The sequence below is a fragment of the Peteryoungia aggregata LMG 23059 genome, from assembly GCF_030814435.1.
In the GTDB taxonomy this organism is placed as follows: Bacteria; Pseudomonadota; Alphaproteobacteria; order Rhizobiales; family Rhizobiaceae; genus Allorhizobium; species Allorhizobium aggregatum.
In genome coordinates, this window is the sequence record NZ_JAUSUW010000002.1 from 283759 (window position 1) to 296127 (window position 12369).

A 12369-nucleotide genomic window follows, 5' to 3' on the forward strand; every position below is an offset into this window, starting at 1 on the left:
GCGCGTGGAGAAAGTCCGGCAGACGACTCTACTGTTCCTGGTCTAACCCGAGGCGCTTCTCGCGATACACCTCGGCGATCAAGTGTTAGGCGCCCAGTGACCGATGCTACTGACTGGGTGAGGCAACCTTTGATGCGCTTTTCGTTGTTCTCGGCTCCGACGCCGACTGCGTTCAATCAGATAGAGGCGAATAAGTGCCGTTTAAGCATCCGCCAAGGTCCCGTTCCATCGTCACGCAAGCAGCAACAATCCCATTGTGGCATCGGCGCGAGAGGCTATTGCGGCTGTCTCTCGCGTCAGTGCCTGCGTAGAATCGGGCGGGTCAGGCAAGTCGGGCCGCCCTCGCAGGCAATGCAAAGGGCGTCGGCGGCGAAGGTGGTGACCGTGCAGCCGGCAGTTTCCATCGCTGCTTTCGTCGCGGGGAAACCATCCACCATCACCACATGCAGCGGCTTGAGAGGCAAGACATTAAGGCTGAGCCCGTTGCTGGCGTAAAACTCGTCGGCAGACGCCTCTATCAAGCGGATGCCGCGGGCCTTCAGCAGTTGATAGAATGCAGCCGGCATAAGCGGCGCAAAGACGAGCGCCAGGTCACGGGCCAGCGGGCTGATCACCGACATCAGATGCAGGCATGCTTCCTCCCCTTGCCAAAGCGGCAGGTCGAAGCCGAGCACTTCGACGCCCAGCGGTGCCAGTATCTCGGACAGTTGCGTGATACCTTCCTGATTGGTGCGCACACCGCGTCCGACGACGAGGGTCTTCTCATCGAGCCAGATGCAGTCACCGCCCTCGACGCTGCCCGGAGCAACGATCCGGCCAAGGATCGGAATACCAGCCGCTCGATAGGCGTGCTCGTGCAGAACCGTTTCGGGCAAGCGCAGCGGCTTGCCCATCCGCAGAAGGATCGCCCCCCTGTCCGTCATCAGCGACGGATCATGGGTAAACATGGAATCGGCCAGTCCGTCGCCCGTATCCTCCAACCAGAGTATCTCTGCTCCGGAAGCCTCCACGATGCGCGCGAAATCCTTGTACTGCTCGACAGCCTTCGGCCCGTCGAATGTCGGACCGTAATGCCAGTGCCGGGCGTCTGCCGTGGCAAGACTCGGGCCCGGCCGCCGCATCAGGACGCGCTCGAGGCGGGCAGACATTTCCTGCGAACCGAAACCGGTCATGCACTACTCCTGTCGGATTTTTCATCACACTTGCCAAATGCCACAAAAAGTGGCGGGCGCCTTGTTGTACGCTTGCATAATTTCTCGACAGGTGTCAACATATTGAAGATTGGACGGCGTGACGGGCCGAAGATGCCGCGCGCCGGGGAAAAAACTGGGGATGACTGGCATGCAAAACGCGTCGCTTGCGCGCGGTCCCAAGTGTGACCGCACATGACGGAAAGGCCCCTTGCCATTGATGTTTGCGGCCTGCACAAGCATTTCGGGCCACTGGAGGTTCTCAAGGGCATATCGCTGACCGCCAGAGAGGGAGACGTGATCGCCATTATCGGCGGCAGCGGCTCGGGAAAATCCACCTTCTTGCGTTGCATCAACATGCTGGAGCTTCCCAGCGCCGGATCAATCGCCATTCACGGCGAAACAATTGCACTCAAAAAGGATGGCCATGGCGGATTGATGCCGGCCGACCGAAATCAGATCCAGCGTATTCGTTCCAGGCTCGGAATGGTGTTCCAGAATTTCAATCTCTGGCAGCACATGACCGTGATTGAGAACGTCATTGAAGTCCCGATACAGGTCCTTGGCAAACCGAAGACGGAAGCGATCGAACTTGCCGAGACCATCCTGCGCCGGGTCGGGCTCTACGAGAAGCGTGACGTCTACCCCGCCTTCATGTCAGGCGGGCAGCAGCAGCGAGCAGCCATCGCGCGGGCCCTCGCCATACAGCCGTTGGTCATGCTCTTCGACGAGCCGACCTCGGCACTGGACCCGGAGTTGGTCGGTGAGGTTCTGACAGTGATCGGTGACCTCGCCATGGAAAAGCGCACGATGATCCTTGTGACACACGAGATGAAGTTCGCCCGCGACGTGGCGAACCACATTGTGTTTCTGCACAATGGCCTGATCGAGGAGCAAGGGTCGCCGGATGCCATTTTCGGGGCGCCAAAATCGGAGCGGCTGAAGAAGTTCATCAGCTCGAGCCGTTAGCCAAGAACTCGGAGTCCGGTTGTCGGCTGTGTTCAGTCTGCATGCCGCAACCGGGCTTTAAACAACCTGCCAAAACAAAAAAGGGGAACATCATGAAAAACATCATCAGGACATTTGCAATCGCAATGACTCTCGGCGTTGCGAGTGCCAGCGGCGCACTTGCGCAGCAGGTCAAGGTCGGCTTTGCGGCTGAGCCCTACCCTCCCTTCACCTCGCCGGACGCCTCGGGCAACTGGGAAGGATGGGAAGTCGAGTTCCAGAAGGCGATCTGTGCCGAAGCCAAGCTCGACTGCGTGATCACGCCCGTCGCCTGGGACGGGATCATTCCAGCGCTGACATCGGGAAAGATCGACATGATCATCGGCTCCATGTCGATCACCGAGGAGCGCATGAAGACCATCGATTTCTCCGACAAGTACTACAACACGCCAACCGCCGTCATCGGCACCAAGGGCGAAGCCTTCGATGCCACCCCTGAAGGGCTTGCCGGCAAGGTTATAGGCGTGCAGGTGTCAACCATCCACCAAGACTACGCCACCAAGTATTTTGGCCCCACTGCAGCTTCGATCAAAGAATACCAGACACAGGATGAGGCCAACAACGACCTGGCCGCCGGTCGCATCGATGCGGTGCAGGCCGACTCGCTGACGCTGGACGCGTTCCTGAAAACCGAACAGGGTGCAGCATGCTGCGAACTCAAGGGCAATGTCGTCGATGATCCGGCGATCCTAGGCGCCGGTGTCGGTGTCGGCCTGCGCAAGGGCGAAAACGAGCTGAAGGGCAAGATCAACGCTGCCATCGCCGCCATCCGTGCGAACGGCACCTATGACGCGTTCTCGAAGAAGTATTTCGACTTCGATATCTACGGCAAGTGAGGCAGCCAATCGGATGGCCGGCGGTTGACCGCCGGCCTCCACAGACATTGCCGGGAACATCATGGCCGCCGAAACCGCATCCTTCATCAACTGGGGTCTGCTCGCGCTTTCGCCGCCTGGCTGGGGCGGCGTTCTCCTCTGGGGTTTCTTGAACTCCCTCCAGATCGCCATCGGCGGTTATTGTCTCGGGCTGATTTTGGGTGTCGGCGGAGCCTCCGGCAAGCTTTATGGCGGGCCGGTCACGCGTGATCTGCTCGCCTGCTACACGACTGTCGTACGCGCCGTTCCGGAACTGGTCCTGATCGTTCTTCTTTACTATGCGGGCACCGATGCCATCAATGCCCTGCTTCGGCTCGCGGGCCTCGGCACCGTGGACATCAGTGGCCTCACTGCGGGCATTCTCGTCATCGGTATCGTGCAGGGAGCCTATTCGACGGAGGTTCTGCGTGGTGCGATCAAGGCGGTGCCGGTCGGGCAGATCGAAGCAGCCCGCGCCTATGGCATGTCGCCATGGAAAGTGATGCGTCGTGTGACCCTGCCGGCGATGTTGCCTCATGCCATTCCCGGTCTGTCCAATCTCTGGCTGATCGCGACCAAAGATACAGCACTGCTTGCGGTGGTCGGCTTCAGCGAATTGACGCTGGTAACCCGCCAAGCTGCGGGAACCACGAAAGCCTATATTCTTTTCTTCTGCGCAGCCGGCGTGCTCTACCTGGCGCTGACGCTGGTTTCCAATGTGATCATCAAGATCATCGAGCGGCGGTCGCGCCGCGGATTTGCTGAGGTGATCTGACCATGAGCACCGTCACTCCGCCGCTCCAGAAGACGGGTGAGTTTGCCAACCCATCGAGCTTCTTCAGACCGCATCGCATCATCTTGATGCTCATTTTCGTTGCCATTGTCGCCAGCTGCGCATGGTTCATGCGCTGGGACTGGCTGCCGCGCTATATTCCGCGTCTTGGGCAAGGGGTCCTGGTGACGCTCGCCATGCTGTTCAGCACTGCGTTCCTGGGTTTCCTGCTTGCTGTTCCTTTGGGGTTGGTGCAGGTGATCGGCCCCTGGCCGATCAAGTGGCTTGCCTCAGGCTTCTGTACCGTCATTCGCGGCACACCACTGTTGCTGCAACTCTGGCTACTTTACTACGGGCTCGGATCGCTGTTTCCTCAGTTCCCCGAGATCCGCCAGTCCTTCCTCTGGCCCTATCTTCGCGAGGCCTGGCCCTATGGCGTTGCCGCGCTGACGATTTCCTTTGCCGCCTATGAAGGCGAAGTGATGCGCGGCGCCTTTGCCGGCGTGCCTGCCGGCGAACTTGAGGCTGGCCGTGCCTATGGCATGAAACCCTTTACGCTGTTTCGCCGCATCTGGCTGCCGCGCGCGATTCACCGAGCGCTGCCGACACTCAACGGTGAGATGGTGCTGCAGCTGAAGTCTACGCCGCTGGTGGCAACCATCACGGTGGTGGATGTCTATGCCATCATTTCGCGTGTACGCCAGGAGACCTTCCTGACTTATGAACCACTGCTACTGCTTGCCTTGATCTACCTTTGCCTGACCGGTGTCCTGGTCTACGGTTTCAAGAAGCTCGAAGATCGCATACCCACTCGTGGCGTATGATTTCGGCGGCTATCGACGGTATCGTGACCAGCGCGCTGTTGCGGTGGACATATTCTTCGTTGTGCCACTGAACGAAGTCAAAGCCTCCAGGTCTCGACCGAAGAAGAGTCTTCGCTGCGGAGTGACGGCTTTTGCACTGCTTATTCTCCGCGCCGCGCAGAGCGCTCGGTTCAGCCGCCAAAGCGCATCGGCGATGCGGGCTCGCTACGTCTGTCGCCTGCCAGATTGAAGAATGCAGCATCGCTCCTTCCAGGAGGCTGCATGATCTATCCGTCTGGCGACAGGCCTCCTCATCAAACAATGTGGGAGTTCATGTCGGACGCGCATCCCTGTCACGTTGGGCTCTCAGATCGCGCGGCGTGATGGAAAACTCCTTGCGGAAGGCGCGTGTCATCGCGCTGGCATCGCGGTAGCCGCAACGCGTCGCGATTTCGGCAACAGAAATGCTGGATTGCTCGACCATTCTTTTCGCCTCGCGCAGGCGCGTTGCCAGATAGAGCCGACCGGGGCCGATCCCGTAGCGGTCGATACAGCGTTTTTCGAAAGCCTTGCGGCTCATGCCGAGTTTGCGGGCAATCTCGATCACCGGAAGAGGCGCTTCGATCGAACGGCGCATCAGTGCGATGCCGGCCTCCGGCACCTTGCCGGGGCGTACCGGTTGCACAGGTGAAGCATCGCCGGTCATGAACAGGGCGCCAAGCTCGAGCCGCAGCATCGCGCCATGATGGATCTCGACAAGATCGAGCACGAGATCGAATGCGGTTGTGGCGCCTCCGCAGGACAGAATATTGCCGTCATGCACGACGCGGTCGGATGATACATCAACGTCTGGAAATCGTTCGGCAAGATTGTTGAGCTCTTCCCAGTGGATCGTGGCACGCCGCCCGGCGAGAAGGCCTGCCGATGCCAGGAGCCAGGTTCCGGTATCCATGCCGACCAGCGTCGTGAAACGATTTTGTGCGGCACGCAGCGAGCGTGCGCAGGGCGCTGTGGCGTGACTGAGGAAGTCGTAGCTTGGCATCACGAAGAGATAGTCGGCGCCCGGATGATCTGTCAGCGCGCTATCGACCTGCACGGTCAGCCCGCTTGATGACGTGACCGGACGGCCGTCCAGGCTCAGATATTTCCAGCGATAGAGGGTTTTGCCCGAGAGGTTGTTCGCCCCGCGAAGCGGTTCGATCGTGTTTGCCAGGCAAAGGTTGGAGAAGGACCGGAAGAGAAGCACGGCGACGTCGCGCGGACTGTCGGAATTTTTCCGTTTCTGCATGATGATCGGCCCGATCTGCATGATGACATATGACCCTGCCTCTCATGTTTCTCAAGGACAGACAAGGCATTTCGCGCCTTGCTTCGCGGCCTTTGATGGAGTTGGCAATGCAATTCGGGTTAACGGACGAACAGGAGATGATCGTCTCCACCGTGCGGAGTTTTGTCGAGAACGAAATCTATCCGCATGAGGCCCTGGTCGAGAAGACAGGCGAGGTCCCGCACGAGCTGGGCGAGGAGATCAAGCGCAAGGTTATCGAGCTTGGTTTCTATGCGCCAAACTTCCCGGAAAGTGTTGGCGGCGCTGGTCTTTCGCATCTGGATTTTGCCCTTGTGGAGCGCGAACTCGGGCGCGGGTCCATGGCGTTGAACCACTTCTTCGGCCGTCCCCAGAATATCCTGATGGCCTGCAAGGGAGATCAGATCGAACGCTATCTCCTGCCGGCTGTGCGCGGTGAGCGCATGGATGCGCTGGCGATGACGGAGCCGGATGCGGGCTCTGATGTCCGGGGCATGAAATGCAGCGCCGTGCGCCAAGGCGGTGACTGGGTGGTCAATGGCTCGAAACATTTCATCTCGGGCGCCGAGCATGCTGATTTCATCATCGTCTTCGTGGCGACCGGCGTCGACGAGACCCCGCGCGGCCCGAAAAAGCGGATCACCTGCTTTCTCGTCGATCGCGGCACACCTGGCTTTGAAATCCGCCCCGGCTATAACTCGGTCTCGCATCGCGGCTACAAGAACAGCATTCTCTATTTCGACAATTGCCGTCTGTCTGACGCCCAGGTTCTGGGGGAGGTCGATGGCGGTTTTGATGTGATGAACGACTGGCTCTATGCGACGCGGATCACTGTTGCGACGATGTCGGTGGGGCGTGCCCGCCGTGTCTTCGACATGGCGGTCGACTATGCCGCGCAGCGTCGGCAGTTTGGTCAGGAGATCGGGCGGTTCCAAGGCGTCAGTTTCCAGATCGCCGACATGATCACGGAGATCGATGCCGCCGATTGGCTGACGCTTGCCGCGGCCTGGCGTCTCGATCAGGGCCTGCCGGCCAATCGCGAGATTGCTTCCGCCAAGCTCTATGCTTCCGAAATGCTCGCCCGCGTGACCGACCGGGCCCTGCAGATTCACGGCGGCATGGGCCTGATGGACGAATTGCCGATCGAACGCTTCTGGCGCGATGCGAGGGTGGAGCGGATCTGGGACGGAACCAGCGAAATCCAGCGTCACATCATCAGTCGCGAACTCTTCCGGCCACTTGGGGTGTGAGCATGCAGATGGAGCCCCTGCATCGTCTCTTCAGTCCTCTGTCCATTGCCGTGATCGGCGGCGGCACCTGGTGCGAGGCGGTTGTCCGGCAGTGCCGTGCGACCGGTTATACGGGTGAAATCTGGCCGGTTCATCCGACAAAGGACATGATCGGTGGCATCAGCGCCTATCCTTCACTCGCCGCCTTGCCGGGTGTTCCGGATGCCGCCTTTATCGGCGTCAACCGCGAGGCGACCGTTACGGTTGCGGGCGAGTTGTCAGCCATGGGCTGCGGTGGCGCTGTCTGCTTTGCCGCCGGCTATCGTGAGGCAATCGCCGAGCTTTCCGATGGGGCCGAATTGCAGGACAGGCTTGTCGCGGCTGCCGGGCCCATGCGCATTCTCGGGCCGAATTGCTATGGCTTCGTCAATGCGCTGGATCGCGTCTCGCTCTGGCCGGATCTGCATGGACTGGTGCCGGTTTCAAGCGGTGTGGCCATCGTTGGACAATCGTCCAATGTGCTGATCAACATGACCATGCAAAGGCGCGGCCTGCCGATTGCGACCGTGGTCGCGGCGGGAAACCAGGCGCAGGCGACGATGGCCGGCATTGGTGCCGCACTGCTCGAAGATCCACGCATCACGGCGCTTGGCCTGCATGTCGAGGGTTTGACCGACCTGCCGGCCTTTACGGCGCTCGCCGCACGCGCCTTTGACTTGCGAAAGCCGGTCATCGTGCTGAAGGTCGGGCGCTCCGATCAGGCCCAGCAGGCGGCGATTTCCCATACCGCCTCACTTGCCGGCTCCCATGCGGGTGCCCGCGCCTTGTTCGAGCGCCTGGGCATGGGCCAGGTTGACAGTCCCGCAGAGATGATGGAGGCGCTGAAAATTGCCCATGTCACCGGTGGTTTGAGATCTGCCCGGATCATGTCGGCCTCCTGCTCGGGGGGGGAGGCCTCGATCATGGCGGATCTAGGCCTGGCAAAAGGCGTCGAATTTCCGCCGCTCATGCCAGACCAGACCGAAGCGCTGCGCAAGGCTCTGGGGCCGAAGGTCGCCCTGGCCAATCCGCTCGACTACAACACCTATATCTGGGACAACGAGCCGGCACTCGTCGATGCCTTCGGGGCCATGATGCACGGTGATCTGGCCATGGGATGCGTGGTGCTGGACCTGCCGCGTGCCGACCGGTTCGAAGCGCCATCCTATGACAAGGTGGTACGCGCGGTGATCACCGTGGCGCAGTCGACCGAAACACCGATGGCGGTTCTCTCCCTGTTGCAGGAGGGGCTTCCGGAGGATGTGTCCGAGCGGTTGATTGCGAACGGTGTCATCCCGCTCTGCGGCATGGCCGATTCCCTGGCCGCAATCCGGGCTCTGGCCGGCATCGGGCAGAGGGCTCCCGGCACAGTCTTGCTGCCGGCTCCCGGCTTTGATGGCGCGGGGCGTGTGATCGGCGAGGCGGAGGCCAAGCGTCTGTTGACGGCGGCGGGCCTTCCGGTTCCGCGCTCCATCGCGGCTTCAAGCCCCGCAGAGGCTGGTGCAGCAGCAGCTGAACTCGGTGGCCTTGTTGTCCTGAAGGGGGAGGGCATTGCCCACAAGACCGAGGCAGGCGCTGTCGTTTTGAACCTCAGCGATCCAGCCAAGGTCACTCTGGCCGCCGAGGCGATGCCGGCCAGGAGCTTTCTGGTCGAGGAGATGATCACCGGCGCCGTCGTCGAATTCCTGGTCGGCGTCCTTCGCGATCCCGCACATGGCTTTGTCCTGACGATCGGGCTCGGCGGGGTTCTCACCGAACTGATGCGGGATACGGTCTCGGTGCTGGTTCCGGCGTCGCCGCAGGATGTCCGCGCGGCCCTGGCATCGCTTAAAATTGCTCCGCTGTTGAGCGGCTATCGCGGCAAGCCGGGGGCATCCATCGATCATGTTGTGGCCGCCATCATGGCGGTCCAGAACTTTGTGACCGCCCATGCCGATACGCTGGACGAGTTGGAAATCAATCCATTGATTGCCACAGTGGACAGGGCCGTTGCGGCTGATGCGCTGATACGAATGGGAGAGGCGGGATGACCATGGAAGCGCTTAAAATCGAACGTCGCGGCGCCGTGCTGGAGGTTACCCTCGACCGGCCCAAGGCCAATGCGATCGACCTTGAGACCAGTCGCGCGATGGGCGAGATCTTCACCGGTTTTCGCGATGATCCGGATCTCAGGGTCGCCATCATCACCGGGGGTGGGCCGAAATTCTTCTGCGCCGGATGGGATCTCAAGGCTGCCGCCGGTGGGGATGCCGTTGACGGCAATTACGGCAGAGGCGGCTTTGGCGGCCTGCAGGAATTGCGTGGCCTGAACAAGCCGGTGATCGCAGCCGTCAACGGCATCTGCTGTGGCGGTGGCTTCGAACTGGCGCTCAGCGCGGACATCATCCTGGCTGCCGAGCATGCCACATTCGCGCTTCCCGAAATCCGCTCCGGCACGGTGGCTGATGCCGCCTCGATCCGGCTGCCGAAGCGCATTCCCTATCACATCGCGATGGAAATGCTGCTGACCGGTCGCTGGTTCGATGCCGAAGAGGCGCATCGTTGGGGCGTCGTCAATCGTATCCTGCCGGCTGACCGACTGATGGCTGAGGCCCGCATCCTGGCCGACGACCTTGCAGCCGGTCCTCCCCTGGTGTTTGCGGCGATCAAGGAGATCGTCCGTGAAGCCGAAGACATGAAGTTCCAGGATGCAATGAACCGCATTACCCGCAGCCAGTTTGAAACGGTCGAACGGCTCTACCGGTCGGAAGACCAGCTCGAAGGCGCACGCGCCTTTGCGGAGAAGCGCGATCCGGTCTGGAAAGGCCGCTAAGGAGAGACGAGACCATGCCGCTGACCATGACCAAAGAGGTCTTCATCACCTGCGCCGTGACCGGCTCCGGCAATACGCAGGATCGTTCGGCCCATGTGCCGCGCAGTCCAAAGCAGATTGCCGACAGCGCGATTGCGGCTGCAAAGGCCGGGGCGGCAATCGTCCATTGCCATGTGCGGGATCCGGAGACTGGTCGGCCCTCGCGCCGTCTTGATCTCTACCGCGAGGTCACCGAGCGCATCCGGGATGCCGAAGTCGATATTGTCCTGAACCTCACGGCAGGCATGGGCGGCGATATCATGCTCGGCCCGGTCGAGACGCCTCTGCCACTATCCGCCGGCACCGACATGGCCGGCGCGACCGAGCGCCTTGCCCATGTCGCCGACTGCCTGCCGGAAATCTGCACGCTGGATTGCGGCACGATGAATTTTGCCGAGGCCGATTACATCATGGTCAACACGCCGGGCATGCTGCGCGCCATGGGGGCGATGATGGAGCAGCTGGGCGTGAAGCCGGAAATCGAGGCTTTCGACACCGGGCATCTGTGGTTTGCCAAGCAATTGGTGGCGGAGGGCGTCTTGTCGAGCCCGGCCCTTGTGCAGCTTTGCATGGGTGTGCCCTGGGGCGCGCCGAATGATCTCAATACCTTTCTTGCCATGGTCAACAATGTGCCCGCCGATTGGTGCTGGTCGGCCTTCAGCCTCGGTCGCGACCAGATGCCCTATGTGGCTGCAGCTGTGCTCGCCGGCGGGCATGTGCGTGTTGGTCTGGAAGACAACCTCTGGCTCGGCAAGGGACAATTGGCGACCAATGCGCAACTGGTCGAGCGGGCGGTCACGATCGCCGAAAATCTCGGCGCGCGGGTGATCGGTCCCGATGAGGTGCGCAAGAAGCTTGGCCTGATCAAGCGCCAGCCGAAGGAAAAGGCTGCATGAGCAAGGCGGCAATCGTCGGCGGCGGGGTTATCGGTGGCGGCTGGGCCGCACGCTTCCTGCTGAATGGCTGGGACGTGGCCGTCTTTGATCTGGACCCTGAGGCCGAGCGCAAGATCTCAGCGGTTCTCACCAATGCGCGCCGGTCCCTGCCGTCCCTTTACGATCGGGCTCTGCCGCCGGAAGGACGACTGACATTCCATGCCGATCTTGCCGAGGCGATTGACGGTGCCGACTGGGTGCAGGAAAGCGTTTCGGAACGGCTGGAGGTGAAGCTGCGGGTTTACCGCGAGATTTCCCGCCATGCGCCGGATCTGCTGATCGGTTCCTCGACATCCGGCTTCAAGGCGAGCGAGCTTACATCCGAAGGCGCAAAGGTCGTCGTCGTCCATCCCTTCAATCCCGTCTATCTGCTGCCGCTCATTGAGCTTTCCGGCGATCCGGCGCTTTGCGCCAGGGCGGAAATCCTGGTTCGGTCGATCGGCATGTATCCCCTGACACTTCGCAAGGAGAACGACGCCTTTATCGGCAACCGCTTCCAGGAGGCCGTCTGGCGCGAGGCCTTGTGGATGATCCGCGATGGCTATGCCACGACAGCCGAAGTCGACGAGGCGATCCGCCTTGGGTTCGGCCTTCGCTGGGGACAGATGGGCATGTTCGAGACCTATCGGATCGCAGGCGGTGAGGCGGGCTTTGAGAGTTATCTGGCACAGTTCGGGCCGTCTCTCTCCTGGCCCTGGTCGAAGCTGACAGATGTGCCGGAGCTTGATGATGCCCTTGTCCGGCAGATCACCAGCCAGTCGGATGCGCAATCGGGCATGCGCTCGATCCGCGAGCTTGAGCAAATGCGCGACGACAATCTCGTCGGCTTCATTCGCTCGCTGCGCCACAGCGGAACGGCGGCAGGCAAGGTCGTCCTCGACCATGAAGCAGGCCTTCCCGAAGGCGGCGACCATCTTGGCCTGCCGATCACCTCGTCCCGCCAGGTTCCCCAGACCTGGACGGATTATAATGGCCACATGAACGAGGCCTGCTATCTGGAGGCCGGCAGTTGGGCGACCGACGGGCTGATGCGCCGGATCGGTGTTGACGCGGCCTATATTTCGAGCGGCTACAGCTTTTTCACCGTCGACACGCGGCTCCGCTATCTGGCCGAGGTCCATGCCGGTGACCGGCTGACCATCACCACACAGGTTCTTGCCGGCGAAGGCCGCAAGATGCAACTGTTTCACCGGATCTGGCGCGGCGATGGTGTCTTGTCAGCGACGATTGAGACGCTGCTGCTGCACACGGATCTCGCCAGTCGACGCAGCTGTCCGCCAATGCCTGCCGTGGCCGACAGGCTGGCTGAGCTGCACGCCGCCCATGCCGGCATGTCGGCTGAGGGAGCCGGCGGCGCGGTGGGCGACCGGGGTTGACGCAGG

11 protein-coding genes are annotated in these 12369 nt (G+C 61.4%); 9 read left to right on the forward strand and 2 right to left on the reverse strand.

Features of this window, described 5'->3' with window-relative positions; all coding sequences use genetic code 11:
• Nucleotides 1–296 precede the first annotated feature (296 nt).
• Nucleotides 297–1172: a dimethylarginine dimethylaminohydrolase family protein gene (locus tag J2045_RS04280; protein WP_307369760.1), complete on the reverse strand. Its 876-nt coding sequence runs from the start codon at nucleotides 1170–1172 to the stop codon at nucleotides 297–299.
• A 213-nt stretch (nucleotides 1173–1385) separates the two neighbouring features.
• Between J2045_RS04280 and J2045_RS04285 the strand changes: the two genes are divergently transcribed.
• The 4 genes from J2045_RS04285 (at nucleotide 1386) to J2045_RS04300 (ending at nucleotide 4648) form a co-directional block, all read left to right on the forward strand.
• Nucleotides 1386–2159 carry an ABC transporter ATP-binding protein gene (locus J2045_RS04285; RefSeq protein WP_307369762.1) on the forward strand — a complete coding sequence of 258 codons (774 nt, stop codon included), beginning with the start codon at nucleotides 1386–1388 and terminating at the stop codon, nucleotides 2157–2159.
• A 92-nt stretch (nucleotides 2160–2251) separates the two neighbouring features.
• On the forward strand, nucleotides 2252–3034 hold the full coding sequence (locus J2045_RS04290; protein ID WP_307369764.1) for a transporter substrate-binding domain-containing protein: 783 nt from the start codon (nucleotides 2252–2254) through the stop codon (nucleotides 3032–3034).
• A gap of 61 nt (nucleotides 3035–3095) precedes the next feature.
• A complete protein-coding gene (locus tag J2045_RS04295) occupies nucleotides 3096–3827 on the forward strand; it encodes an ABC transporter permease (protein ID WP_307369766.1) in 732 nt (243 codons plus the stop codon).
• A gap of 2 nt (nucleotides 3828–3829) precedes the next feature.
• A complete protein-coding gene (locus J2045_RS04300; protein WP_307369768.1) occupies nucleotides 3830–4648 on the forward strand; it encodes an ABC transporter permease in 819 nt (272 codons plus the stop codon).
• 310 nt (nucleotides 4649–4958) lie between these two features.
• Here the strand turns inward: J2045_RS04300 and J2045_RS04305 are convergent, their stop codons facing one another.
• Entirely contained in the window at nucleotides 4959–5915 is a 957-nt protein-coding gene (locus J2045_RS04305; RefSeq protein WP_307369770.1) for a GlxA family transcriptional regulator, read from the reverse strand.
• A gap of 107 nt (nucleotides 5916–6022) precedes the next feature.
• On the opposite strand from J2045_RS04305, the gene J2045_RS04310 reads away from it, so the two are divergent.
• The 5 genes from J2045_RS04310 to J2045_RS04330 are packed head-to-tail and all read left to right on the forward strand — an operon-like array spanning nucleotide 6023 to nucleotide 12363.
• The gene (locus J2045_RS04310) at nucleotides 6023–7183 is read left to right on the forward strand and encodes an acyl-CoA dehydrogenase family protein (protein ID WP_166600617.1); all 1161 of its coding nucleotides are present in this window, start codon (nucleotides 6023–6025) and stop codon (nucleotides 7181–7183) included.
• A 2-nt stretch (nucleotides 7184–7185) separates the two neighbouring features.
• Nucleotides 7186–9231, forward strand: a complete 2046-nt coding sequence (locus J2045_RS04315; RefSeq protein ID WP_307369773.1) for an acetate--CoA ligase family protein — start codon at nucleotides 7186–7188, stop codon at nucleotides 9229–9231.
• 2 nt (nucleotides 9232–9233) lie between these two features.
• Nucleotides 9234–10013, forward strand: a complete 780-nt coding sequence (locus J2045_RS04320; RefSeq protein WP_370872992.1) for a carnitinyl-CoA dehydratase — start codon at nucleotides 9234–9236, stop codon at nucleotides 10011–10013.
• Nucleotides 10014–10027: 14 nt separating this feature from the next.
• On the forward strand, nucleotides 10028–10948 hold the full coding sequence (gene bcoG / locus J2045_RS04325) for a 3-dehydrocarnitine:acetyl-CoA trimethylamine transferase BcoG (RefSeq protein ID WP_307369777.1): 921 nt from the start codon (nucleotides 10028–10030) through the stop codon (nucleotides 10946–10948).
• Nucleotides 10945–12363: a carnitine 3-dehydrogenase gene (locus tag J2045_RS04330; RefSeq protein WP_307369779.1), complete on the forward strand. Its 1419-nt coding sequence runs from the start codon at nucleotides 10945–10947 to the stop codon at nucleotides 12361–12363. The genes bcoG and J2045_RS04330 overlap by 4 nt, the downstream gene beginning before the upstream one ends.
• Nucleotides 12364–12369: the final 6 nt, after the last annotated feature.

Coding starts and splice junctions, on each gene's coding strand:
- J2045_RS04280 (WP_307369760.1), bottom strand. CDS start 1,172: ATGACCGGTTTCGGTTCGCAGGAAATGTCTGCCCGCCTCGAGCGCGTC.
- J2045_RS04285 (WP_307369762.1), top strand. CDS start 1,386: ATGACGGAAAGGCCCCTTGCCATTGATGTTTGCGGCCTGCACAAGCAT.
- J2045_RS04290 (WP_307369764.1), top strand. CDS start 2,252: ATGAAAAACATCATCAGGACATTTGCAATCGCAATGACTCTCGGCGTT.
- J2045_RS04295 (WP_307369766.1), top strand. CDS start 3,096: ATGGCCGCCGAAACCGCATCCTTCATCAACTGGGGTCTGCTCGCGCTT.
- J2045_RS04300 (WP_307369768.1), top strand. CDS start 3,830: ATGAGCACCGTCACTCCGCCGCTCCAGAAGACGGGTGAGTTTGCCAAC.
- J2045_RS04305 (WP_307369770.1), bottom strand. CDS start 5,915: ATGCAGAAACGGAAAAATTCCGACAGTCCGCGCGACGTCGCCGTGCTT.
- J2045_RS04310 (WP_166600617.1), top strand. CDS start 6,023: ATGCAATTCGGGTTAACGGACGAACAGGAGATGATCGTCTCCACCGTG.
- J2045_RS04315 (WP_307369773.1), top strand. CDS start 7,186: ATGCAGATGGAGCCCCTGCATCGTCTCTTCAGTCCTCTGTCCATTGCC.
- J2045_RS04320 (WP_370872992.1), top strand. CDS start 9,234: ATGGAAGCGCTTAAAATCGAACGTCGCGGCGCCGTGCTGGAGGTTACC.
- bcoG (WP_307369777.1), top strand. CDS start 10,028: ATGCCGCTGACCATGACCAAAGAGGTCTTCATCACCTGCGCCGTGACC.
- J2045_RS04330 (WP_307369779.1), top strand. CDS start 10,945: ATGAGCAAGGCGGCAATCGTCGGCGGCGGGGTTATCGGTGGCGGCTGG.